The organism is Pseudarthrobacter arbutini (assembly GCF_054510915.1).
Genome location: NZ_JBTNDQ010000014.1, coordinates 102,331 through 124,578, shown reverse-complemented (window position 1 = coordinate 124,578; position 22,248 = coordinate 102,331). Strand labels below are relative to the sequence as shown.

Annotated in this window: 25 protein-coding genes and 1 riboswitch; of the genes, 15 read left to right on the top strand and 10 right to left on the bottom strand. The window is 66.5% G+C overall.

Annotated features, from left to right (window positions below):
• Positions 1 to 162 precede the first annotated feature (162 nt).
• Entirely contained in the window at positions 163 to 546 is a 384-nt protein-coding gene (locus ACX80V_RS16500; protein ID WP_485844046.1) for a cupredoxin domain-containing protein, read from the top strand.
• 2 nt (positions 547 to 548) lie between these two features.
• The gene (locus ACX80V_RS16495; RefSeq protein ID WP_485844045.1) at positions 549 to 944 is read left to right on the top strand and encodes a hypothetical protein; all 396 of its coding nucleotides are present in this window, start codon (positions 549 to 551) and stop codon (positions 942 to 944) included.
• A gap of 7 nt (positions 945 to 951) precedes the next feature.
• On the opposite strand, the gene ACX80V_RS16490 is transcribed toward ACX80V_RS16495, so the two are convergent.
• Positions 952 to 2,481, bottom strand: coding sequence for an FAD-dependent oxidoreductase (locus ACX80V_RS16490; protein WP_485844044.1), 1,530 nt, complete (start codon positions 2,479 to 2,481; stop codon positions 952 to 954).
• Between the two features lie 147 nt (positions 2,482 to 2,628).
• Positions 2,629 to 3,096 (bottom strand): DUF4383 domain-containing protein, encoded by a 468-nt coding sequence (locus tag ACX80V_RS16485; RefSeq protein ID WP_485844043.1) that lies wholly within the window; start codon positions 3,094 to 3,096, stop codon positions 2,629 to 2,631.
• Between the two features lie 217 nt (positions 3,097 to 3,313).
• Between ACX80V_RS16485 and ACX80V_RS16480 the strand changes: the two genes are divergently transcribed.
• Complete coding sequence (locus ACX80V_RS16480) at positions 3,314 to 4,120, top strand: CPBP family intramembrane glutamic endopeptidase (RefSeq protein WP_485844042.1); 807 nt, start codon at positions 3,314 to 3,316, stop codon at positions 4,118 to 4,120.
• 249 nt (positions 4,121 to 4,369) lie between these two features.
• Here the strand turns inward: ACX80V_RS16480 and ACX80V_RS16475 are convergent, their stop codons facing one another.
• The 4 genes from ACX80V_RS16475 to ACX80V_RS16460 form a co-directional block, all read right to left on the bottom strand.
• Positions 4,370 to 5,227, bottom strand: coding sequence for an SDR family NAD(P)-dependent oxidoreductase (locus tag ACX80V_RS16475; RefSeq protein ID WP_485844041.1), 858 nt, complete (start codon positions 5,225 to 5,227; stop codon positions 4,370 to 4,372).
• A gap of 129 nt (positions 5,228 to 5,356) precedes the next feature.
• Positions 5,357 to 5,509 (bottom strand): hypothetical protein, encoded by a 153-nt coding sequence (locus ACX80V_RS16470; RefSeq protein WP_485844040.1) that lies wholly within the window; start codon positions 5,507 to 5,509, stop codon positions 5,357 to 5,359.
• A 188-nt stretch (positions 5,510 to 5,697) separates the two neighbouring features.
• Positions 5,698 to 6,762, bottom strand: a complete 1,065-nt coding sequence (locus ACX80V_RS16465) for an FAD-dependent oxidoreductase (protein WP_485844039.1) — start codon at positions 6,760 to 6,762, stop codon at positions 5,698 to 5,700.
• 93 nt (positions 6,763 to 6,855) lie between these two features.
• Entirely contained in the window at positions 6,856 to 7,353 is a 498-nt protein-coding gene (locus tag ACX80V_RS16460; RefSeq protein ID WP_485844038.1) for a MarR family winged helix-turn-helix transcriptional regulator, read from the bottom strand.
• A 127-nt stretch (positions 7,354 to 7,480) separates the two neighbouring features.
• Here ACX80V_RS16460 and ribA point away from each other — a divergent pair, with 127 nt between their 5' ends.
• The 3 genes from ribA to ACX80V_RS16445 all read left to right on the top strand — a co-directional run bounded on the left by ribA (position 7,481) and on the right by ACX80V_RS16445 (position 11,921).
• Positions 7,481 to 9,349, top strand: a complete 1,869-nt coding sequence (ribA, locus tag ACX80V_RS16455; RefSeq protein WP_485844037.1) for a GTP cyclohydrolase II RibA — start codon at positions 7,481 to 7,483, stop codon at positions 9,347 to 9,349.
• A 73-nt stretch (positions 9,350 to 9,422) separates the two neighbouring features.
• Entirely contained in the window at positions 9,423 to 10,400 is a 978-nt protein-coding gene (locus tag ACX80V_RS16450) for a dienelactone hydrolase family protein (RefSeq protein ID WP_485844036.1), read from the top strand.
• Positions 10,401 to 10,457: 57 nt separating this feature from the next.
• Positions 10,458 to 11,921, top strand: a complete 1,464-nt coding sequence (locus ACX80V_RS16445) for a protein adenylyltransferase SelO (protein WP_485844035.1) — start codon at positions 10,458 to 10,460, stop codon at positions 11,919 to 11,921.
• Positions 11,922 to 11,990: 69 nt separating this feature from the next.
• On the opposite strand, the gene ACX80V_RS16440 is transcribed toward ACX80V_RS16445, so the two are convergent.
• Positions 11,991 to 12,821: a LysM peptidoglycan-binding domain-containing protein gene (locus tag ACX80V_RS16440; protein ID WP_485844034.1), complete on the bottom strand. Its 831-nt coding sequence runs from the start codon at positions 12,819 to 12,821 to the stop codon at positions 11,991 to 11,993.
• A gap of 3 nt (positions 12,822 to 12,824) precedes the next feature.
• Positions 12,825 to 12,995, bottom strand: a riboswitch (cyclic di-AMP (ydaO/yuaA leader).
• A gap of 214 nt (positions 12,996 to 13,209) precedes the next feature.
• On the opposite strand from ACX80V_RS16440, the gene ACX80V_RS16435 reads away from it, so the two are divergent.
• The 8 genes from ACX80V_RS16435 to ACX80V_RS16400 all read left to right on the top strand — a co-directional run bounded on the left by ACX80V_RS16435 (position 13,210) and on the right by ACX80V_RS16400 (position 18,506).
• Complete coding sequence (locus ACX80V_RS16435) at positions 13,210 to 14,499, top strand: aggregation-promoting factor C-terminal-like domain-containing protein (RefSeq protein WP_485844033.1); 1,290 nt, start codon at positions 13,210 to 13,212, stop codon at positions 14,497 to 14,499.
• Positions 14,500 to 14,599: 100 nt separating this feature from the next.
• Positions 14,600 to 14,962, top strand: coding sequence for a TraR/DksA family transcriptional regulator (locus ACX80V_RS16430; RefSeq protein WP_485844032.1), 363 nt, complete (start codon positions 14,600 to 14,602; stop codon positions 14,960 to 14,962).
• A gap of 69 nt (positions 14,963 to 15,031) precedes the next feature.
• On the top strand, positions 15,032 to 15,592 hold the full coding sequence (locus ACX80V_RS16425; protein WP_485844031.1) for a DNA alkylation repair protein: 561 nt from the start codon (positions 15,032 to 15,034) through the stop codon (positions 15,590 to 15,592).
• A 53-nt stretch (positions 15,593 to 15,645) separates the two neighbouring features.
• Positions 15,646 to 15,846, top strand: a complete 201-nt coding sequence (locus ACX80V_RS16420; RefSeq protein ID WP_056340407.1) for a DUF1918 domain-containing protein — start codon at positions 15,646 to 15,648, stop codon at positions 15,844 to 15,846.
• A 54-nt stretch (positions 15,847 to 15,900) separates the two neighbouring features.
• Positions 15,901 to 16,419 carry an NUDIX domain-containing protein gene (locus ACX80V_RS16415; protein ID WP_485844030.1) on the top strand — a complete coding sequence of 173 codons (519 nt, stop codon included), beginning with the start codon at positions 15,901 to 15,903 and terminating at the stop codon, positions 16,417 to 16,419.
• A 68-nt stretch (positions 16,420 to 16,487) separates the two neighbouring features.
• Positions 16,488 to 17,156, top strand: coding sequence for a biliverdin-producing heme oxygenase (locus tag ACX80V_RS16410; protein WP_485844029.1), 669 nt, complete (start codon positions 16,488 to 16,490; stop codon positions 17,154 to 17,156).
• A gap of 3 nt (positions 17,157 to 17,159) precedes the next feature.
• Positions 17,160 to 17,672, top strand: a complete 513-nt coding sequence (locus ACX80V_RS16405) for a DedA family protein (protein ID WP_485844028.1) — start codon at positions 17,160 to 17,162, stop codon at positions 17,670 to 17,672.
• A 30-nt stretch (positions 17,673 to 17,702) separates the two neighbouring features.
• The gene (locus ACX80V_RS16400) at positions 17,703 to 18,506 is read left to right on the top strand and encodes a thioesterase family protein (RefSeq protein WP_485844027.1); all 804 of its coding nucleotides are present in this window, start codon (positions 17,703 to 17,705) and stop codon (positions 18,504 to 18,506) included.
• 48 nt (positions 18,507 to 18,554) lie between these two features.
• Here ACX80V_RS16400 and ACX80V_RS16395 read toward each other — a convergent pair whose 3' ends face one another.
• The 3 genes from ACX80V_RS16395 to ACX80V_RS16385 all read right to left on the bottom strand — a co-directional run bounded on the left by ACX80V_RS16395 (position 18,555) and on the right by ACX80V_RS16385 (position 21,459).
• Positions 18,555 to 20,249, bottom strand: coding sequence for a SulP family inorganic anion transporter (locus ACX80V_RS16395; RefSeq protein WP_485844026.1), 1,695 nt, complete (start codon positions 20,247 to 20,249; stop codon positions 18,555 to 18,557).
• A gap of 22 nt (positions 20,250 to 20,271) precedes the next feature.
• Positions 20,272 to 20,976: an endonuclease/exonuclease/phosphatase family protein gene (locus tag ACX80V_RS16390; RefSeq protein ID WP_248764142.1), complete on the bottom strand. Its 705-nt coding sequence runs from the start codon at positions 20,974 to 20,976 to the stop codon at positions 20,272 to 20,274.
• Positions 20,977 to 21,069: 93 nt separating this feature from the next.
• On the bottom strand, positions 21,070 to 21,459 hold the full coding sequence (locus ACX80V_RS16385) for a DUF2177 family protein (RefSeq protein WP_485844025.1): 390 nt from the start codon (positions 21,457 to 21,459) through the stop codon (positions 21,070 to 21,072).
• A gap of 16 nt (positions 21,460 to 21,475) precedes the next feature.
• On the opposite strand from ACX80V_RS16385, the gene ACX80V_RS16380 reads away from it, so the two are divergent.
• A complete protein-coding gene (locus ACX80V_RS16380; RefSeq protein ID WP_058932323.1) occupies positions 21,476 to 22,243 on the top strand; it encodes a lipoate--protein ligase family protein in 768 nt (255 codons plus the stop codon).
• Positions 22,244 to 22,248: the final 5 nt, after the last annotated feature.

Genomic DNA, 22,248 nt, shown 5'->3' with positions numbered 1-22,248 from the left:
CGTGGCCATCATTGCCCTGAACCTATCTGCGGGCACTGACATTTCACCGCCGTCGGCCGCCCTTCACCGAACCGCAGGCGCCATTTCCGTCTGATGCGCGCACAATAATAGGGACAGGCAGGGCCTGGCGGGCCCTGGTTTCCGGAGTCGAGGACGGTCACCGTGAGAGCGATTCAGGCCAGGGCCACAGTGTTGCTCATGGCGGTGCTCCTTTTGGGCGGTTGCGGCTCCGGCGCCGGAAGTCCCGCGGCGTCCCCCGGGCCGGGGACAGCGACGACGGGAGCGGTCAGCCCTGGAGCGCCACTTATCACCATCAAGGACTTCGAGTACGGCGCGCCGCTGACCGTTGCGCCGGGCGCAATTGTCACGGTCACCAACATGGATTCAGCCGGCCATACCGTCACCGCGGACCAGGGCCAGGCATTTGACGTGGATGTCCGGGGAAGCGGCGGGACGGCCACGTTCACGGCGCCGTCGGCACCCGGCTCCTACCCCTACTACTGCACCTATCACCCCAATATGCGCGGGACGCTGATAGTCAAATGAACATGGCACTGAGGGTACTGACGGCACTGGCATTGTTCATCGATGCCGGGGTACATATTTATCTGGCCCCCGGCTACCAGGCGGCTTCGCCTGGCGGAATCGGACAAGGCAATTTGTTCTATCTCGAATCGGCCGCGGCGGTGCTGGCGGCGCTGTGGGTTCTGTTCCGAGGAAGCAGAGCCTCCTTTGCCCTGGCCCTTGTGGTGGCCCTGAGCGCATTCGTGGCCGTGGTGTTGTACCGGTATGTGGATATCCCGGCCTTCGGACCCTTCCCTGCCATGTATGAGCCGGTGTGGTTTTTTGAGAAGTCGCTCAGCGCCGTGGCTGAAGGAGCCGGGGCACTCCTGGCCGGTGTGGGCGTGGTGCGGACCGCGCCCAAGCGCCGGGCCGCCAAATAGCGGGGAATCAGGGCATCGATACGGGTGGGAGGTTCTTGGCGGCGGGCCCTTGGATGACGGTGCCTTCGGTAGAGAATCGGGAGCCGTGGCAGGGGCAGTCCCAGGTGGCGTCGGCGGTGTTGAAGCCGACGGTGCAGCCCAGGTGGGTGCAGGTGGCGGAGACGGCGTGGACCTGCCCGTCTGCGTCCTTGTACACGGCGGTGCTCTCGCCGTTGACGGTCATGACTTTCCCCTCACCCGGCGACAGTTCCGTGTGGCCGGGCCGGCCGCGGAGTTTGCCGCCAAGGACAGCTGCCACGGTCTTGACGTTCTCCTTCATGAACCGTCTCGCGCTGGCTGCCGGGGTAATGCGGTTGCTGTTGAACACCGAAGCCCAGGGGTTCTCCCGGCCGTTGAGGGTGTCAGCGAGAATGAGCGCGGCTGCGGTTCCGTTGGACAGGCCCCATTTGCGCAGACCAGTGATGACGAACACGTGCTTGGCGGTGGGGGACATAAGTCCGGCGTAGGGCAGCCCGTCGAGCGGCATGCCGTCCTGAGTTGACCAGCGGTAGGCGACCTTGTCCACGCCGAGGCGGTCGTGGGCGAAGGCTGCGAGTCTGCGGTACCGCGCGGCTGTGTCACCGGACTCGGATACGCGGTGGCCTTCGCCGCCCGTAAGCACATAGCTTGTGCCGTTGGCGCTGGCGGTCAGAATGGACCGCATCGGCTGGTCGACGCTGATGAACGTGGCATCCAGCGGTGGCGTGTCCACGCGTCCGGCGACAATGTAGGAGCGGTGCGGATGACACCGCAGGTAGAACAGGCCCTGGCCGCCGAAAGGCACATTCGTGGCGACGATGATGTCGCGCGCCCGGACGGTGCCCTGTTCAGTATCGACGACGGCCGGGGAGGCATCGTGGATTCGCTGCGCCCGCGTCTGCTCGAAGACGAAGCTGCCCTCACCATCAACCACCCGGGCGAGGCCCTGGAGGTATTTCACGGTGTGGATTTGCGCCTGCCCGTCGAATCGGACCGCACCCTTGACCGGGAAGGGCAGCGGCACCTCGGTGGTGAAGGCGGCTGGCAGGCCGAGTCGGGCCGCAAGGCTGGCTTCGGCGCGCACGAGGCTGAGCGCGTCGTCGGATTCGGTGTAGGTGTAGTTGGCGACGCGGCGGAAGTCGCAGTCGATGGCTTCCTCGGCCACCAGGTGCGCGACATGTTCGACTGCGGCCTGGTTGGCTTCCCCGTAGGCGCGGGCGGTGTCGTCACTGTGTCGGCGTGCAAGGTCGGAGTAGGCCAGGCGGTGAAGGGAGGTGACCTTGCCGGTGGTGTGGCCGGTGACGCCGGTTCCGACGCGGGCGGTCTCGATGACCGCGACGGTCCGGCCGGTGCGTTTGAGCGCCAACGCTGCGGTCAGCCCGGCGATGCCGGCCCCGATGACCGCGACGTCCACCTCCAGATCCCCCCGCAGGACCGGATAATCGGTGGTTCCGGCGGTAGCGACCCAGAGAGAGCGGGGTTCACCTTCCGGCCGTCCACTGTTCGATGCGTCATTCACTGCGCCACCTCAGGATCACCCGGTATTGCTCGGCTGTGTTAAGGCTGCGTCAGCAGCCGCCGACGCCGAGGGACTGACGGCGACCGTCCCGAGGATTTTGTACCCCGGGGGACGGCCGCCGTCGTCGGTTTCCCACGAACCGTGGCGCTATGGGGTTCCTTTCGTCTTCTCCATGGCATCCCTGCCCAGCCAGAGGCCCAGGCCGACCATGCCGAGGCCCAGAACCAGGTGCAGCCAGTTGTCAGCAGTGTTGAACGGGACGAAGTTGGCAGCCGCGTTCATGTCGATGACCAGGCCGTAGATCCACAGGACCAGGTACACGATGCCGCCGCCGAGCAGGAACCAGCGGGCCATCGGGTTTGTCCGGGCCATAACGATGCCAGCCACACCGAACAGCAAATGCACGATGTTGTGCAGCACTGACACTTGGAAGACGCCAAGGAGCATGGCCCCGGACTCATGTCCCGCGAAGGTCATGGCCCCGTAATTGGTGGTGATTCCCGGGATGAACCCGAGGACTCCAACCAGCAGGAAAACTGCACCGATACCGATGGCGGTGTTGTGAAGTGTCAACCCCATCATGTGGTGTTGGGCAGGGTGTGACGCGGTAGTCATTTTGTCTCCCTTTCACGCTGGTTGCCGGCTCTTCAGGCGGAGAGCCGGCCTTGCGGCAAGGAGTCGCAGGAATCCTGCCGACGCCCACATCGTACTCCGGAAAACCGCGTGTGGGCAGGGGTAACAGTGCCTTGGGGGCCTCGCCCAGGCGTTGACCGCCGCGGCCATCTTTCCCAGACGTCGCCGTCGCTGACATGCTGGTAGGGTGACATCGATCTTGACCGAACCACCCCGTACCGCGCTCACCTGGAAACTGGTGCCAGCGGTCCTGCTCTCGGTGTCCGGAGTGCTGCTATTCGGTGTCGAGAATGACGTCTTGGGCTACGGCGTGCTTGCCTTGAGCCTCGTCACGGCCGCAATCATCGACCGCGAATTCCTGCGGCACCTCGCGCTGATTGCGGCGGGAATGGTGATCATCAGCCTGGTTCCGCTGAACGCTGATCTGAGCATCCCGCACATTGCCCTGATGGGTGGAGCCCTTGCGTTGGCCGTGTTGGTGCCGTGGCTGGTGTCCCGTTTCGTCTACCGCGAGTGGATCATCAAGTTTCCGGTGAACACGGGCCGCAAGTGGCCGGTGAGCGCAAAGCTGTACCTGATCGCTGTTGTGGCCCTCGGCTACCTCATCCTGCCGGTCTACCTAATCCGCACGGACGTGTATCAGAACTGGCCGGACGCGTCCGACCCCACCATCTTCTGGCGGCTGTTTCTCGGCGTGAATGCGGTTGGTATTTGGGACGAACTGTTCTTCATCTGCACCACGTTCACGCTGCTGCGGCGGCACTTCCCGGACTGGCTCGCCAACATCCTGCAGGCCGTGGTCTTCTCGTCCTTTCTGTGGGAGATCGGCTACATGGCCTGGGGACCGCTCCTTACGTTCCCGTTCGCGCTGCTGCAGGGATACACCTTCAAGCTGACCAAGTCGTTCACCTATGTTGTGACGGTGCACTTGGTCTTCGACTTTGTGCTGTTCCTCGCACTCGTGCACGCGCACAACCGCGACTGGCTGCCGATCTTCTTGTATTGAGGCCTGTTTGCGTGGATCAGTGCCACTTGTGAAAGCGGCACTTTCACCAGTTATCCGACGGCGGTCCCGCCGGAACGGTTGTACCAGAAGCGGTCGTACCTGGGCCTATCCCGATGGACGTACTGGCTGGCGCAGCAGCCTGGCCCGCAGGTCTTCATCTTTCACATTGCCCTCGTTCGATGGTGTTGCACTCGGCTACGTGATTCTGACGGTATGTCTGATCCTGAGCCTGCTCCAACAGGCTCAACGTCAGGGCATCCCGGCCAGGTGCGCGCACGCGTCCCACAAGCGCTTCCGGGCTTCGGGGTCCGATCCCATTCCGGGCGTCGGGAGCTCCTTGCGCTTGGCCCATAGCTTTCCGGAGACTCCCGCTGTTTCGCGTGATGTGGCGAGCCAGAGCGGTGTATCTGCCGCCTTTTCTGCCGGTGCACCGAGCGTGTTCGTGACCCAGCGGAAGGGGCCCCCAACGTCCTGCAGGAGCGAAGTGTTCTTGACCAGTCCCGGATGGGCGGCATTGGCGACCACGCCTGAACCGCGCAGGCGCTCAGCGAACTCCTGCGTGAGCAGAACCCGGGCCAGCATTGTGGGCGGCGTCGAGCGAAGGTAGCTGTACTTGCCGCCTGCAGTCTGGAGGTCGTCGAAGTTCAGCCTGGCGTTGCCATACCGGGACGCGATGTTGACGATGCGGGAATTGCTGGGTGGTGCGGCTGCGCGGTGCGTGAGCGCGTCCAGCAGCAGGTTGGTCAGGAGGAAGTACGCCATCACATTAGTGGCGAAGGTCAGTTCGAGCCCATCGACGGTCACGTCGCGCTCCTTTCGGAACACGCCCGCTGCGTTGACCAGCACGTCGAGCCGGTCGTGGCGGGACAGGAAGTCAGCCGCCGCCGCATGGATCGAGGACTGGTCTGAGAGGTCACAGACCAGTGGTTCAAGTTTGGCGCCCGGAACCAGCCGGCGGATGCCCGCCATCGCCTCGCTCGCCCGGGTTGTTGATCGCCCCGCCACGACCACCAAGGCACCCTCACGTGCAAGGCCGGATGCCACAGCGCCTCCCAAGCCGCCGGCGGCGCCCGTCACCAGTGCCACGGTTCCATCCATGGGTGCCATCGCCTCGCCTCCTGACGCGTTGCCATCTTGTCGTAACGACGAGGCCGCCGCGGAGCCGGGGATTTCCGGCGTATGCCTCGACTAGTCCAAATCACAACACACGCGAGCCGGATTGACCAGACAACTTGCTTACACCACCAGCCGCAGCGGCCTTTCGCCCAACCGCACCGTGATTTCCTGGCCCCAGGATGCGGTCAGGCGGTCTGATTCCATGCCGTCGCCGAACACCACCAGCTGGTCGGATGCCACGGTGATCCGGAGAGTCTCGACCGCCTCCAGCACCCCCTCCGTCAGGGAGGCTCCGGTGATGGGGGAGGGCCAGGCTGGAAAGCACCGGACGGATGACTGCGGGCGACGCCGGCCGCCCCGCGGCTCTCTTCAGGCTCGCCGAAACGGCCCGCCCGACAGCAGGCCAGCCCACGCATGCCGTGCTGAATCCGCCGCTCATGCGCCCGCGTGACTGATGCCCCCTAGTGGCGGGGGAGCGTGGGATCCCGCCGTGGCCTGGGTTTCACCAGCCGGCCGACGGCACCAACCGCGGCGTTGCGGATTCCTGAGCCGGCATCCAACATGGCGAATTTGCCCATCTGGCGCGAGGCCAACACGAGCCGCTGCGTCCGCGCCCGTCGCTCCTTGTCGAACACGGCAAGACCCGCCTCGACAGAAGATGCCTGCGCCACGGACCGCCCCAGCGTGGCCCCATCAAGGATGGCCTCGCAGGCCCCGCGTCCAAGGAAGGGCGCCATTGCGTGGGCGGCGTCGCCCACCAGCGCTGTCTTTCCGGTGACGTACCGCGGCAACTTCGGCGTCTCGAAGAGTCCGTGATGCAGGACTGCGTTCTCTTCGATCCTGCCGATCAGCTCCCGCACCCCGCGGTGCCAGGACCCGAAATAGTTCAGTATGTGCGGCAGGTATGGCCCGTCAAACGTCTGATCGGCGCGGATGCATGCATACCAGTTGGTCGCATCAGGACCTGCCGGCGTGATGCCGAACAGTGCCCCGGGGGCCCAGGTCTCGCCGCATTCGGCCACGGCGCCCTTGACGGTGCCCCGCCATGCGACGGCTCCAAGGGAACGGGCGCGGAACCGGTCACCGAACATCCGATGCCGGGTGCGGCTGAACGTGCCGTCTGCACCGACCACCAGCTCCGCATCGTCGAGCTGTTCGGCCTCGATGACCTGCGTGTTGAAGCTGACGTCGATGTCCCGGGCAAGCGCGGCGAGCAACGCGGGCCGGGAGACCAGGTTCACGTCGGCGCCCCCGGGCGCTGTCAGCAATGTCGGCCCCGCCGGCGTCCACAGTCGGGTTCCTGCGCCAGCAGCAATATGCGCCCAGCCGACAGTGCGGCGCGAGGCGTCAACACCAATACCATCGAGGGCCTTCATGGCGGCCGGCCACATGCCCAGCATGGTGCCCGACGTCGGCAGGGCCGCGGCCTGCTCCAAGACTGTCACTGACCAGCCGTGACGCTTCAGGGCCCGTGCCGTGCTCAGGCCGCTGATGCCCGCGCCGATGATGACCGCTGAATGTCCCACGCCTCAAGGGTACAGACTCCACCCAGCCGGTCATTCCTCCCGTTTGGGTGGACGGGTACGCTGAGATGGCCGTCCGACGGCGCCCTGCTCATTTTAGAGCGGGGCGCTTTCGCGCAGGCAGCGGTCCTCTGGGTCAATGGCGCCCATGATGCGTTTGCCGATGCTCCCCAGCTGGCGCGACTGTGCCTTCGTGAGGGGATCGAACACCAGTGCACGTACGGCCTCCACGTGCCCCGGAGCGGTTCGGGTGATCTTCGCCCAGCCCTCGTCGGTGAGCGTTGCCAGTGTGATGCGTCCGTCGGCAGGATCCGTGGAGCGATGCACCCAACCCCGCTTCTCCAGCCGGCTCACCACCTGGGACAGGCGGGGGAGCCCGGACTCGGTAAAGCCTGCCAGGTCACTCATTCGGCGGGTTCGTTCCGGAGCTTCAGACAGGCCCGCCAGGACCATGTACTCGAAGTGGCTTATTCCGGCCTCCTGCTGCAGTTGGGCGTCCAGGGCGGCGGGAAGCTTCATGATCACAGCGACCAGCGTCAGCCAGACTTCGCGTTCCTCGCTGTTCAGCCATCGCGGTTCTTCGGCACGTTCCATAGTGCGAGTCTACGCTTTTACTTCAAGAATGAAGTTTTGTGTCCGCTAAATCACTTGCATCGTGAACTAATGACCAGTACCGTTTACTTCAACATTCAAGTACTGCCAGACTTCCTGAGGAGCCCAGATGACCGTTATGTCCGAGACCGTCGCGCGGCCGTTCGAACAACCGGCCGCCGTCCGCAGCCAGGTCACCGTCCCGCTGCGCTTCCCTGACGGCTTCGCGGCCACAGCCGAGATCATGACGTTCCATGGACTGGCCGACGGTAAGGAGCACCTGCTGCTCGCGCTCGGCGAATGGGAGCAGACGCTCCTGGACCAGGGCCCGGAAGGTACAGCACCGCTGGTCCGGCTGCACAGTGAATGCCTCACGGGCGACGTGTTCGGCAGCGAGCGCTGCGACTGCGGACCCCAGCTGCGCGAGGCAGTCGAGGAGATTGCCGCCGTCGGGGGCTTCCTGCTGTACCTCCGGCAGGAGGGGCGCGGCATCGGCCTGTACTCCAAGCTCGATGCCTATGCCCTGCAGGACACCGGCTTGGATACCTACGAAGCCAACGTGGCCCTGGGCCGCGGCGAGGACGAGCGGGACTACAGCGCCGCCGCCCAGATGCTCGGCGCGCTGGGCGCGGCCCGGATCCGCCTCCTCACCAACAACCCGGACAAAGTGGGGCAGCTGACAGCCCTCGGCGTAAACGTCTCGGAGCAGGTCCCCACCGGGGTGCACCTCTCGGCGGCCAATCACCGCTACCTGGCCGCGAAGCGCAGCCACACAGCACACACCATCGAGCTGCCGGCCGAGATCCTGCCCGCGGGGATTCTGCCGGCCGAGAGCATTCCTTCCCATGACGAGCTGCTGGCCCGGGTGGATGCGCTCGTTCCCCGGCTGCGGGAGCGCGCGGCGGAGACCGAGGAGATCCGCCGCATCCCGGAAGCAACCATGGCTGAGCTGAAGGCAGCAGGTGTGTTCCAGATGCTTTCACCTCAGGCCGTGGGCGGCTTCGGTATGGGCCTCGAAACCTATGTGGAGGTGGTCCGCCGCCTCGCCCAGGGATGTGTCTCCACAGCCTGGACCGTCGGGCACCTGGTGGAACATGTCTGGATGCTGGCCCGCTGGCCGCAGGAAGCCCAGGATGAAGTCTTCGCCAACGGGCCGGCCCCCTTGGCTGCCGCCACCGGTGCCCCTCCAGGCACGGCAGATAGGGCTCCCGGCGGGTTCATTATCTCGGGCCGCTGGAGCTTCGCCTCCGGCATCATGCACTCCGAGTGGGCGCTCCTGGCCGTGCAGCACGGTGACGTCCGCCTGCAGTGCCTGGTCCCGGTGTCCGATCTTGAGCTCCTGGACGTCTGGCACACGGCCGGCCTGCGGGGGACCGGGAGCAACGATCTCCGGACGGAGAATCTCTTTGTCCCGGCGCACCGCGCCCTGGAATGGAATCTCCTGGCCGCCGCTGACAACCCCGGCAGCCGCATCCACCCGGATCTGAGCATCCACACCCCCATGACCACGTTCCTGAACATGGTTGCCCCGGCCGCCGCTTTGGGGGCGGCTGAGCACGCCATCGAGGTGTTCCAGGACCTGATGATGGTGCGCAAGGTCAAGCAGACAACGCAGGCGCGGCAGGCGGATTCACCGCTCGCGCAGGCCCGGTTCTCCCTGGCCTACGGGCAGGTGGCGACTGCACGGCTGCACTGGCAGGAAGCCGTCCGAGTAGTGGCCGCTTCCTACGGCCGGCGGCCTGCCGCTTTCACCGGTGAGGAGCGGGCGCGGTACCGGCTTTCGCTGGGTCTCAGCGGCGCGGCGTCGGCCGAGGCTGTCCGCCTCATCCTGACGGGATCCGGCGGGAGTGTGCACCGGCTGACGCACCCGCTCCAGCGGATCCAGCGCGATGTCAACGTACTGCTCAACCACGCCTCGCTGACCATGGATCCGATCCTGGAACAGGCAGGCCGCGGACTGCTCGACCTCGGCCTATCCATCCCGGCCGAGCAGTTCTGACCGGGCGCATGGGACCCCTTGCAGGACCGCCGGCTTCGGAGAAGGATATGAGCCTCACTCGAGGAGGCCAGCCATGGTCCAGCTTGGAAAGTTTGAGCGGTACCTGATCGAGGAATTCTTCGACGACTACCGCGCCGGCGCAATGACCCACCGCACTTTCACCCGCCGGGTCGCATTCATCATGGGAAGCATGGCGGCGGCGTCTGGCGCGATGCTGCTCGTGGGATGCACACCCGAGGAAGTCCCACGCAGCACCGACCCCATGCCCACGCCCAGCCCGTCATCGTCGACGGCCGGCACCGGCACCGCGGCTGCCGGGGCAGTGCCGGGGGCGAAGAGTCCGCTCTCCGTCCCGGAGGGCGCCGCGGGGCTTACGACGGCGACCGTGCTGTTCCCTGCAGACGGAACCGATATCAGTGGTTACCTCGCCCGGCCCGAATCCGGTGCAGCCGGCCCGGCGGTGCTGGTCTGCCACGAGAACCGCGGACTGACCCCGCACATCCAGGACGTTGCCCGGCGCTTTGCCAAGGCCGGGTATGCGGCGTTGGCCCTTGACCTGCTGAGCAGGGAAGGCGGCACCGCCAGCCTCGATTCCGACGCCGTCTCCGGTGCACTGACCAGCGCCGGCGCCCCACGCCATGTTGCTGACTTCGCCGCGGCCTTTGACTACCTTCAGGGCCAGGACTTCGTGGACTCCGGACGCATCGCCATGAACGGGTATTGTTTCGGCGGCGGCATTACCTGGCAGGCCGCAACCGAGCTGGCCGGGCTGAAGGCCACCGCGGCGTTCTATGGTCCGGCGCCGGACCTGAACAAGGTGCCGGCCATCAAGGCCGCGGTGTTCGGGGTATATGCCGAACGCGACGCGCGGATCACCGGCGCGATGCCGGGCCTCCGCGATGCCCTGGACGCCACCACGGTCACGCATCAGCTCACCGTTTACCCCGGTGTGGACCATGCCTTCCACAACGACACCGGCGAGCGCTACAACGAAACCCAGGCCACGGCTGCCTGGAACGACACCCTCGCCTGGTTCGGACAGCACGTCTGAGGCAGCACAGCTCATCGGCCGCGGTGTGGCCGGTCCTGCCGCGAGTAGTCTTGAAGGATGAGCACCGCAATCCCACTAACGCTCACCTTCGACGGGCGTTTCGCCCGCGAACTCGAGGAGTTGGCGGTTCCCTGGCAGGCAGAGGAAGCGCCAGACCCGCAACTGCTGGTCCTGAACGAGCCGTTGGCCAGCGAGCTGGGCCTGGACCCGTCCTCGCTGCGGACGCCCGAGGGGACCCGGTTGCTCATCGGCAACCAGATTCCTGACGGTGCCACTCCGGTGGCCCAGGCCTATGCCGGCCACCAGTTCGGCGGCTACTCACCCCTGCTCGGCGACGGGCGGGCCCTCCTGCTGGGTGAGGTCACGGACATCCACGGGCAGCTTCGGGACATCCACCTCAAGGGCTCCGGCCGGACACCGTTCGCCCGCGCAGGTGACGGTCTCGCCGTCGTCGGTCCCATGCTGCGCGAGTACATCGTCAGCGAAGCCATGCATGCCATGGGCATCCCCACCACGAGGTCCCTCGCCGTGGTGGCCACGGGCCGGCCCGTCCGCCGCGAAACAATGCTGCCCGGGGCCGTACTTACCCGGGTGGCCAGCAGCCACCTGCGCGTCGGCAGCTTCCAGTTCGCCCGCGTCAACGGCGACACGGACCTTCTGCGCCGCCTGGCCGATCACGCCATCAGCCGCCATCACCCGGACGTGGCGCTCGCCGACAAGCCCTACCTCGCGTTCTTCGAGGCGGTCATAGCCGCGCAGGCGTCCCTGGTGGCGCAATGGATGCTGGTGGGCTTCGTCCATGGCGTGATGAACACCGACAACATGGCCATCTCCGGCGAGACCATCGACTACGGTCCTTGCGCGTTTATGGACGCCTTCAACCCCGGCGCGGTCTACAGCTCCATCGACGCGGACGGACGCTACGCTTACGCCAACCAGCCGGTCATTGCCGAGTGGAACCTCACCCGGCTCGCCGAAGCACTCCTGCCCCTGCTCCATGAAGACCAGGACCAGGCCGTGGCGCTCGCCGTGGAATCCCTCGGCGCCTTCCGCACCCTGTACAGCGCTGCCTGGTCAGCCGGCATGAAGTCCAAGCTTGGGCTGCGCCCGGACACGCACGACGACGTCGCGTCGCCCCTAGTGGATGGTCTGCTGGCGCTGCTCCAGGAAGGCCAGGTGGATTACACCTCCTTCTTCCGGAGCCTCGGCTCGGCGGCCCGCGGCGCCCCGGAAACTGCGCGGTCCATGTTTGCGGACCCGGGCGCCTTCGACGCCTGGGCCGCACGGTGGCTGGCCCTGGCGCCGGACGCGGACCTGATGGACAGGGTCAACCCCATCTACATCCCCAGGAACCATCTGGTTGAAGAGGCCCTGGATGCTGCTATCGCAGGCGACCTGGACCCATTCAACCGGTTGGTGGACGTCCTGGCCGATCCGTACACGCAGCGCCCCGGGCTGGAACGCTACGCCGGCCCCGCCCCTGAAGACTTCGGGCGCTACCGGACCTTCTGCGGGACCTGAGCGAACACCAGGGATGGACGACGGCGGCGCGCGGCTGGGTGCCGCCCGCCGCCGTCGAGCATGGTCGGATCACGCTACGCGGACGAAGGACGCTCCGGCGAGCCAGCTGATGGAATGGATTTCGGTTTTGTAACCGTCCACCCCGCCACTGACAACCTGGCCGTTGCCGGCGTAAACGCCCACATGGCCGGCCGTGATGACCAGATCCCCTGCGGCCGGGGTGCCCACCACGGAGCCGTACTGGTAGAACTGGCCGGGCGCGAGGTCACCCACGCTCTTACCTACCGAGCGAAGCGCCTTCTCCACCATGGCCGTGCAGTCCTGCTGCACGCCGAGCTGTGCGTTGGCGGAGGCCAGGATGGGCGCGCCGAGCGAGCCGGCCGGAGCCTGGGCCGCCGGTGCGGCGGTGGAGGCCAGGCGGATTCCGGTGTTCGCCGGAGCCGCTGGTGCTGCCGCGGCGGGTGCCGCCGGTGCCGGTGCGGTGTAGCCAGCACCGGGGATCTGGATCTGATCGCCGGGGTAGATGATGGTGGTCAGCGAGAGTCCATTGACAGCCAGTACGTCGTTGAGTGCGACGCCGTACTGGGTGGAGATTGCGCCCAGTGTGTCGCCTGAAACGACAGTGTGGACGTTGGCTGCGGCGGGAGCCGGGGCAACTGCGGCCGGGGCGGGTGCGCTGGCCTGGCCCTGAACGTTGACACTCCCGGAATTGTCCGGGCCGTGGACTCCGGCCTGTGCCGGGGCGCCGACGCTGAACAGCAGGCCGGATGCAGCAACGGCCACAAGGGCCGGACGGCCAAACGTCAGGGCGTGTGCTTTGGCCGTTGACGACAGGCCGACAGGGACGGTAGAGCTGGCAGAAACCACACGATGGCGTGCGGAAGCGGAATTCTTGGACACGGTTGATCGCCTCTCCCATGCCTGCGGGGTGAGCTGTCGGGTTCGGGTCGGAGATACCCGGCCGGTAGCGGCGCCGCACGGAACGGAGCGATACCGACTTAACCCCAAGGCTTCGCAAGAAGCCGTGGAAACGTGGTTCCCCCGTCCCTGCCAGCTGGAAAGCGACTGGATCCCGGTCAGCGGCAGGGCTCGGCATACTGGCGGGAATGGTCCGGCTTGAGCCGGGCCACCGTTCGACCATAACTTCCACTTATCGGCAATGTCACATTCCGGTAACGGAATGTAGGTGTCAAATCCACCCGTGTTTCAGCTTGGATTCCCTCCTCATCGGTAACGATGTTGCAGGTCAGGCCCCGTAATCCGTATATGCCCGGTAAGCTCACCAACTATGTCCCGGATTGTTCAAAAAATGCGGCTGCCCGCCCTCGCCGGCCTGCTAGCGGTCGCACTGGCGGGGTCGGCTGCGCTGCTTCCCTCACATGCCGCCGATGACGCGCCGCCGGGCGGCTATCCCTCGTGGCAGGACGTGGAGAACGCCAAGCAAAGCGAGGCCGGCAAAGCGGCAGAGGTCACCAGGATCAACGGGCTGCTGGGCGGACTCCAGACCGAAGCGGAGGTGCTGGGCAATGCGGCCGTAACGTCCGCCGCGGAATACGCCGTGGCCGAAGCGGCGCTTCAGTCCGCCACTTCCACTGTGGACGCACTGACCGCGCAGACCGCACGCGCCGCGGCCGAATTGGGACAGTACAAGAAGGAAATTGGGGCTCTTGCCGCCCAGTCGTACAAGACCGGTGGCACCAACATGGGCTTCTTCGTTGCCCTCGACGCCGTGCAGAACAACAGCATCCAAGGCCTGAATATCGTCCAGATCGTCAGCGATAAGACTGCCGCCCTGGTGAACAAATCCGCAGCCGCCGAACGCATTTCCCGCGCCCTGGCCGATCAGGAGCAGACAGCAAGGGCCGAGCGCGAGCGCCTGTCCGGCGAAGCCAGAACCAAGCTCGATGCCGCCCAGTCCGCCCGGCAGGCCATGTCCCGGCAGATCGCGGAGCAGGAGGAGCACGGCCAGGAACTGACCGCGCAGCTGGCCTCCCTCAAGGGCACCACCGCTGCGGTGGAGGGGGAGTTCCGGCAGGGCCAGGTGGCCTTGGCCGCATACGAAACGGCGCAGGCCGCCAAGCGGGCCGCGGCGCAGGAACAGGCACGCCAACAGGCGGAGGCGGCAGCCAAGGCGGCGGCCCTCGCCGCTGCACAGAAACCGGCTCCGGCCCCACCTGCTGTACCGGGAGTGCCCGCCCCGCCTCCAGTCCCGAGCCCGACGCCGGTCCCGCCGCCCGTCGTCGTGCCTTCCGTTCCGGGCGGCGCTGTGAACGACCCCGCGGGCGCCAAGAACTATGCGGCCGGGCAGCTGGGCGCCTACGGCTGGGGCCAGGACCAGTTTCCGTGCCTGGCGTCGCTGTGGACCAAGGAGTCGAATTGGCTGACCACTGCCACCAATCCTTACTCGGGCGCATACGGCATCGCCCAGTCGCTGCCGGCCAGCAAGTATGCCAGCGCGGGCAGCGACTGGCTCACGAGCTACCGGACCCAGGTCAACTGGGGCCTGTCCTATATCGCTGACCGCTACGGGTCACCATGCGGCGCGTGGAACCATTCCGTGGCCAACAACTGGTACTGACCTGCCGGTGACGGCAGCCGGGTCATGTTCCCGGGGCTTGGCGAATTCCGCGGCGCTGAAGAATTCAATGCCGACGAAGCCAAACCACTAGGCTTTTCCCATGCCCGATTTTGAACGGTTCCGGGTCCTGCTGGAAGAAGAGCGCACCCGGAAACTCGCACTCCTCCCCGCCCTCCGTGCGGACATTTCGTCGGCCAACGCCGCCCGCCAGGATTCCAACGTGGATGACGAGCACGACCCCGAGGGTTCCACCATTGCGTTCGAGCTGTCGCAGGCCTCGGCGCTCCTGAAGCAGAGCAGTGCGGGACTTGACCAGGTGGACGCGGCCCTGGCACGGATTGCGGCGGGCACCTACGGTACGTGCGCCGTGTGCGGGGACCCCATCGCGGAGGGACGGCTCGAAGCCCGCCCGTCAACGCCGTTCTGCATCCTCCACGCCGCGGCCGGCCGGCAGGTACGGTAGCGGCGCCATGAACCCAGATGTCGTGAACTCCAGTGCCGTGACTTCAAGTGCCGTGAGAGGGAGGGTGCTGTGAACGGGCGCGTGCAGGACGCTGCCGGCTTCATCGATGCCACCCTGCAGAATGAAGGCGCCTGCTACCGGGCGGAGGACGTGGAGGCCCGGGTTGGCGGTGTCCTAGGCTCCTACGGATCGTCCGTAGGAGCCGTACGCGGCACCGTCCGCGACGCCGGCAGGAAGTTCAAGGATCTTGGCCACGATGAAGTGACCGCTTTGGCATCTCTCCTCTGGGGCGGGCCCGGTGCCGGCAGGCGGCCGGTCTATGAGAGGCGGCTCGCCGCCGTGGTGCTGCTGCAGTCCAAGGTTGCCCTCCTTCGCCACTCTGACCTCACCCGGCTGGAGGGCTTCATCAGAACCGCGCAGACCGGTGAGCTGGTGGACCCCCTGATTGCCGACGTTGTGGTTCCGTTGCTGCAGGGACTGGGCGAAAGCGGCCGCCAGCGCGCCGACGTCGTCATCACCCGCTGGCACCAGGACCCCGACGATGCGCTGCGCCACGCTGCCCGGCTCATCGCGTCTCAGGGACCTGACCTGCAGCGCATTTCCGGGAACCGCGACGCGGAACGCGACTGACCCCTGTTCCCCGGTCCCCGTCAGTCGTACTCTGGGGCTTGGAGGTGATTGCCATGGAGGCAGCGCAGGGCGACAGGATTATCGTCCGGGGGAGGACCGTCGGATCTTCGGATCGGCACGGCGTGATCGTGGAAGTCCGTGGTCAGGAAGGTCATCCGCCCTACCTGGTCAGGTTCGACGACGGACACGAAACCGTTATGTACCCGGGCGGTGATTTCGCCGTCGAACGCGGACACGCGGGACAGGCCGGCTGACCCGCCGCGGGCGGCCGCGCGTCCGGGCCACCGGGCACCTGTCAGACTGGTGGAATGGATCACTCCTTGGCTGCCACGTCCCCTGACGCGAACCTCACAATTCCGCCGGTCCGGACCGGTCCGCGGGACCCCGGTGACGCCTGGGTGGAGGGCGGCCGCGGCAAGTTCTGGGGCAGGTTCGGTGCCGCCGGCGTGCTGGCTTATGACCCCGGCAAGGGCGTTCTCCTGCAGCACCGCGCGCTGTGGAGCCATAACGGTGGTACCTGGGGACTGCCCGGCGGAGCATTGCACCAGGGCGAGGACGCAGTCACCGGGGCCCTCCGCGAGGCGCACGAGGAAGCCGCGGTACCGGCCGCGGATGTGAGAGTCCTCTTCACGTCTGTGCTGGACGTCGGCTACTGGTCCTACACCACCGTTGTGGTGCTGGTGACCGCGCCTTTTGAGCCCGTGATCAGCGATCCGGAAAGCCTCGAACTCCAGTGGGTTCGGTTGGACGAGGTGGACGCAAAGGAGCTCCATCCCGGTTTCGCAACATCGTGGCCGGACCTGCGGACGCGCATGCTGGAAGGGTGAGATTAGGGTTGCCTAAGTGCGGTGCGCCATAATGGTGTTCCGACCCCCTGCTGCGCGTGAGGAAGAACATGACCGCCCCGCTCTCCGTGTTGCTCAAACAGTCCACCAGTGCGGCCCACGAAGAAGCTGAGTCGTCCCCGTTTATGGGCGACCTGCTCGAGGGCAGGCTGGACGCGGCCGCCGTCGCTGCCCTCACTGCCCAGCTTTACACGGTGTACGGCGCCATGGAATCGGTGGCGCGGTCCGAGTACGGTTCTGATCCGCTGCTGGCAGGGTGCCTGGACCCCGCCCTGGAACGCATGCCTGCCCTCGAGGCGGACATGGCGTTCCATTACGGTGCCGGTTGGCAGGACCGGCTGGCGGACGGCCGGATTGTCACCGTCCCGGCCACCACGGCCTACGCCACCCTGATCCGCGAACACCACAGTGCCGGGTTTATGCTCGCCAACCACTACGTCCGGCTGCTCGGGGACCTGTCGGGCGGGCAGATCATCCACCGCCTGGTCCAGCGGCACTACGGAATCCCGGACGACGGCCTGAACTTTTACCTCTTTCCCGGTATCGGGAAAATGAAGCAGTACAAGGACGGCTACCGGCTCCGGCTGGACGCCCTGGCGCTGGACAAGGACGGGACCGAGGAGGTGCTCGCGCACGCCGCCCATGCCTTCCGGCTCAACGGCGACATCTTCGCGGACCTGCAGCTCGCCGTCGGGGCCCGACCGCAGCCCGCGGCCTGACCCATGGACCAGTTCCTGGATCTGCCCTTCGGCGTGGCGGCGGCCAGCCTGTTCGCCATTGTTATGCTGCGCGTGAATGCGACGTACTGGATCGGCCGGGGAGCGGCAGCCGGGATGGAACACACGCGGTTCGCGTCGTCCTGGAACGGCCAGCGGGCCGGCCAGGCGAAGGCGCTCGTCCGCCGGTGGGGACCGTTCGCCGTGACCCTTTCGTTCCTGACCATCGGCCTGCAGACGGCCGTCAACCTCGCCGCCGGTGCTGCGAAGATGCCGCTGCGGCGCTACCTTCCCGCCGCCGTCGCCGGTTCCATCCTCTGGGCCCTGATCTACGCCACGATCGGGCTCGCCGCGGTTGAGGCGTGGCTGGCGCTGGTTGCCGGGTCCCCGTGGGGAATTGCCGTGCTGGCCACCGCGGCCGCGGGACTTATCGCGTGGCTGCTGGTACGACGGCGGCGCCAGCCGCGGGGGAGCGCTGCCGAGCAGGCGGAGGCGGGCACAGCAGATAAGGTGGGCTGAGCCGCACACGAACAAGCGAAAGGGTCAATGTTGACTGCTGCACTCCCGGAACTGGCCGACGGCGACTACTACTACCAGTCGCTCGGCGGCGGGCACTTCCGCTCCACCATCCACGCCCAGGGGGCCTGGAACGAGCACGAACAGCATATGGCGCCGGCTTCCGGCCTGATGGCGGACAGCCTGGAGCGCCACGAGCCACGCGACGACATGCGGATGGCCCGGCTGAGCTACGAGATCCTGGGCCTGATCCCGGGTGGCGGGTTCCAGATCGAAACCACCACCCTCCGCCCGGGCCGTACCATCGAGCTCCTGCAGGCAGAACTGGTTGCCAACGGCCGGGTGGCCATCCGCGCCACCGCATGGCGGATGATCACCAGCGACACGGCCGCGGTTGCTGCGGTCGAGGACACCGCCATCCCGGCACCGGATGAATGCAAACCGCTCGACGGCCCTGCCATCTGGCCAGGCGGCTACATCCGGTCCCTGGAGATGCGTGTGGCCGAGGGCCACCGGCCCGGCGCCGGCATCGTCTGGCTCCGCACCCAGCACCCCCTGACGGATAAAGCCGACAGCGGCGACCTGGCCCGCCTGATGGGCCTCGTTGACACGGCCAACGGCATCGCAGCCAGGGTCCCCCCGGGCAAGGACAGCTATGCCTTCCCCAACCTGGACCTGCAGATCCACATGTACCGCAGGCCCGAGGGCGAATGGCTGGGCTTGGACAACGCCGTCTCCTTCGGAACCGACGGGATTGGCCTCACGTCCACCGTCCTGCACGATCTTCAGGGCCCGTTCGGCCGTGCCGAACAGATCCTGACGCTTCGCCGGACCTGACGGCCTTGCCCTAACTACCGGACCGCTGTGACTACCTGACCTGTGTGACTAGTCGGCGCCGGTGACGCTTTTGTAGCTGTGCACCGCGTTGTCCAGGGTGGGGAAGAAATGGTCGGCAGTGAACCGTGCGCTGGCACCGAACCGGATCAGGCGGTCCTTGATCGGTCCCTTCATTTCCGCGAAGACCATGCTGATGCCGTCCTTCGCCAGTTCATCGTCGAGCCGGATGAGCTCATCCAGCGCCGTGGTATCCAGGCCGGTGATCGGCTCCGCCGCCACGATGACCCATTTCACCGGCCAGGGTGCGGCGTCCACCAGGCCGTGGATGTGCTCGGCGAAAACGTCCCCGTTGGCAAAGAACAGCGGTGCATCGAAGCGGGCAATCACCAGCCCCTCCACCCGCCGGCCTTCGGGATGCCGGTCCAGGTCATGGAAGCCCGGAACGTCCGCCAGGCTCGCCAGCTCGGTGCGGTACGGATCCCAGGCGCGCTGGACAAAGGCCAGCAGGGACAGCCCAATGGCCACGGCAATTCCCGGCAGGACCCCTACAAAGGCGACGCCGAGGAACGTCACCACCAGGAGGAGGGCCTCGATCCGGCTTATCCTGACGAGGCGCACCAGCGTTCTCACATCAACCAGCGACGACGCCGCCACGATCACCACGGCGGCGAGCGTGGCGGTGGGAAGGAAAGCCGTCAGCCCCGGTGCGACGACCATAAAAACGACCACGAGCAAGGCTGCCACCACACCGCTGAGCTGCGTCTTCGCCCCGGCGTCGAGCACAATCGGGGTGCGGGAGGAACTGCCGCACACCGGAAAGCCGCCCAGCACCCCCGTTGCCACGTTGGCAATGCCCAGTGCCCCCATTTCCTCGTTGCCGTTGACCCTCACTCCGCGGCGCGCGGCGAGGCTCTTGGACAAGGTGGAGGTGTCCGCAAAAGCGATCAGCGCGATGCCTGCTGCAGGGCCCACCAATGCCAGGACGTCGTCCATGCCAATTCCGCCCAGCGCAGGGGCCGGGAGTCCCTGCGGCAGGGCGCCCACCATGGGCAGCTGTCCGGCCAGGCCCAGTACGGCCACTGCGGCGATGGAGCCGGCCACCGCGAACAGGACGCTGGGCACCTTCCACGGAAGAAGGCGGCCGGCGACAATGACGGCCACGCTGCCCGCACCCACAGCCAGGGCGACGGGATTGATACCGCCGCTGAAGACCGCCCCGGCCAGGGACGTGAGGCGTTCAAAGAGGCCATCGGCGGAGACGTCGATCCCCAGCAGCCGCGGAAGCTGGCTGACGGTGACGGCCAGTGCGATGCCGTTCAGGTATCCAACGCGGATAGGCCCGGACAGCAATCCCGTCACAAACCCCAGCTTGAAGATCCGGCCTGCTATCAGCAAGACGCCGATCAGGATGGCCAACACTCCGGCCATGGCCACCGCCTGCTCCGGATCCCGCCCGGCCAGCGGAAGGATGGCGGCCGCGATCATGGGTGCCAGCGCTGAATCGGGCCCCACAATGACAACCCGGGATGGCCCGAACACGGCATAGAAGATCATGGGCACCACGGAGGCGTAAAGCCCGTTCACCGCAGGAAGCCCGCTGGCCTCGGCGTACGCCATTCCTGCCGGCACCAGGGCTGCGCTCAAGGCTGCCCCGGCCACCAGGTCCGACTTCAGCCACGACCGTTTGTAGCCACGCGCAACACCAACGCCGGGTAGCGCCTTGTTGATCCAGTCGTGCCGCACTCGGGCCTCCAAATTGGTGAAATCAGGACGCGGGGGGCTCCTGGAACGGCGTCGAATCCTGGCCATATTCGGCGGTCACCAGGATCGGCAGGTGGTCGGAGGCGCCGCGGGGCAGGGTTTCCACATTCTCGATGTTTAGTCCCAGGGACGTGGCAAAGTCGAAGTGGCCCTTAAATACTTTGTAGCGTGTGTAGGTCCGGCGGTCACTGAGGGAGAGTTCGTAGCCGGTGTTCTTCATGTGTTCGTTGAGGTTTTTCGTGAAGAAGGGGTAGTTGAAGTCACCCACCATCAGAGTCATAAGGCCGGTGCCCATGCCCAGGAGTTCGGCGTGGGCCGCGTGGATCTGGTTGCGCCGCAGCGAGTTGGTGGCGGTCAGCGGAGCTGCGTGGAACGAGGCGATAACCAGTTCGTGGTCGGTCTCGTTGTCCCGCACGCGCGTGCCGATGAGGCGCTCATGGGCGGGCGCCAGGACCATGTCGTGCAGGGACTTCTTGAGTGCGAAGGTCTTGGTGCCGTGGGCCGTGAACCGGTCGGGCCGGTAGTAGATGGCCAGCCCCAGGCGGTTGCCCTTGGTGGAGTCGGCGAGCTGCAGCGGACCCAGCGAGTCAGGCAGGTCCGAGGTGTCACACTCCTGGAGGCACAGAGCATCGACGCCGAAATTCTGGGCAAGATCAACCAGTTCCCCACTGGCCTGGTGCTTGCGGAGGTTGTAGCTAATGACGCGTATCAGTGGATTACCTCTTCTGAGGAGTAGCGGGTGGACCCAGTTCCTGAGTTTAGCCACCCGATGGGGGACGGTGCAGCAATACACCGCTGGATGTCAGGTGGCGCGGAACACCAGCCAGCCGGCGAGGGTGGACAGTCCCGTCAGGGCGGCACCCCACAGGATGTCAACAACAATGAGCTGCAGCGGCCACGTCTTGAGCGTGGCGGCATTCGTCAGGTCATACGTCGCGTAGGCAAAGGCGCCCAGGGCGGCCCCATAGCCGACGGCGGTCAGCCAGCTGCCGCCGTCGAGCGCCGGCCGCAGCGCAAAGAAGACAATCCCCGCTATGTACATGACATAGAAAGCCACGGCGTAACCTAAGTGTGGCTTGTCTGCGAGCAGGTCACCGATGTGGCTGCGGTAGAACGGGTTCATGAGCTTGAGCCAGACGGCGTCGATGACCGCGAACGCAGCCGCGACGACAAGGAATTGCACTATGACCATAAGGGAGCTTAGCAATATGCAGGACGCCGAAGCGGGACTCCGGACGCTCACTGTGGTGCGGCAGGATCATTCCCTCGGCGCCGCACGTGACCTGGAATTCGGCCTCGAACTGCTGACCCAGGCGAAGACCGGCAGGATCGGCCCCACGCTGCGGCTGTACCGGCCCGCGCCCACTGTTGCCTTCGGCCAGCGGGATACCCGCCTGCCCGGCTTCGACGCGGCCGCCCGGGCCTGCCGCGAGCACGGATTTGAACCCCTGGTGCGGAAGGCCGGCGGACGCGCCGCCGCCTACCACGAGGGCACGCTGGTGGTGGACCACGTGATGCCCCATGCGGACGCCATCGCCGGTTCCAAGGGCCGGTTCAGCTTCTTTGGTGAGCTGCTGGCGCAGTCCCTGCGGGACGTCGGTGTGCAGGCAGCGGTTGGCGAAATTCCGGGGGAGTACTGCCCCGGGGAGTTCAGCGTTCACGGCACCCACCCGGCCCACCCGGCGCACCGGATCAAACTCGTGGGCACAGCGCAGCGCGTGGTGAGTGGCGGGTGGCTGTTCAGTTCCGTGATCGTGGTGGAAAATTCCGCCCCCATCCGCAGCGTCCTGACGGACAGCTATGCAGCCCTGGGCCTGGATTGGGACCCGGCCACCGCCGGCGCGGCCAACGATCTGGTGCCTGGCCTCACGGTCCAGGATGTTGAGGACGCCGTTATTGCCGCGTACGCGGGCCACGCCTCCCTCCAGCATGCCGACTTCAGCAGCTATGCAGGTTTGGATACTCGGGAGGCGTAGCCCGC

What these genes read in the sequence shown, in the direction of transcription:
- ACX80V_RS16380 (WP_058932323.1), top strand. Translation starts at nt 21,476, where the DNA reads ATGCAGGACGCCGAAGCGGGACTCCGGACGCTCACTGTGGTGCGGCAG.
- ACX80V_RS16485 (WP_485844043.1), bottom strand. Translation starts at nt 3,096, where the DNA reads ATGACTACCGCGTCACACCCTGCCCAACACCACATGATGGGGTTGACA.
- ACX80V_RS16405 (WP_485844028.1), top strand. Translation starts at nt 17,160, where the DNA reads ATGGACCAGTTCCTGGATCTGCCCTTCGGCGTGGCGGCGGCCAGCCTG.
- ACX80V_RS16435 (WP_485844033.1), top strand. Translation starts at nt 13,210, where the DNA reads ATGTCCCGGATTGTTCAAAAAATGCGGCTGCCCGCCCTCGCCGGCCTG.
- ACX80V_RS16460 (WP_485844038.1), bottom strand. Translation starts at nt 7,353, where the DNA reads ATGGAACGTGCCGAAGAACCGCGATGGCTGAACAGCGAGGAACGCGAA.
- ACX80V_RS16495 (WP_485844045.1), top strand. Translation starts at nt 549, where the DNA reads ATGGCACTGAGGGTACTGACGGCACTGGCATTGTTCATCGATGCCGGG.
- ACX80V_RS16450 (WP_485844036.1), top strand. Translation starts at nt 9,423, where the DNA reads ATGGTCCAGCTTGGAAAGTTTGAGCGGTACCTGATCGAGGAATTCTTC.
- ACX80V_RS16445 (WP_485844035.1), top strand. Translation starts at nt 10,458, where the DNA reads ATGAGCACCGCAATCCCACTAACGCTCACCTTCGACGGGCGTTTCGCC.
- ACX80V_RS16420 (WP_056340407.1), top strand. Translation starts at nt 15,646, where the DNA reads ATGGAGGCAGCGCAGGGCGACAGGATTATCGTCCGGGGGAGGACCGTC.
- ACX80V_RS16415 (WP_485844030.1), top strand. Translation starts at nt 15,901, where the DNA reads ATGGATCACTCCTTGGCTGCCACGTCCCCTGACGCGAACCTCACAATT.
- ACX80V_RS16475 (WP_485844041.1), bottom strand. Translation starts at nt 5,227, where the DNA reads ATGGCACCCATGGATGGAACCGTGGCACTGGTGACGGGCGCCGCCGGC.
- ACX80V_RS16410 (WP_485844029.1), top strand. Translation starts at nt 16,488, where the DNA reads ATGACCGCCCCGCTCTCCGTGTTGCTCAAACAGTCCACCAGTGCGGCC.
- ACX80V_RS16430 (WP_485844032.1), top strand. Translation starts at nt 14,600, where the DNA reads ATGCCCGATTTTGAACGGTTCCGGGTCCTGCTGGAAGAAGAGCGCACC.
- ribA (WP_485844037.1), top strand. Translation starts at nt 7,481, where the DNA reads ATGACCGTTATGTCCGAGACCGTCGCGCGGCCGTTCGAACAACCGGCC.
- ACX80V_RS16385 (WP_485844025.1), bottom strand. Translation starts at nt 21,459, where the DNA reads ATGGTCATAGTGCAATTCCTTGTCGTCGCGGCTGCGTTCGCGGTCATC.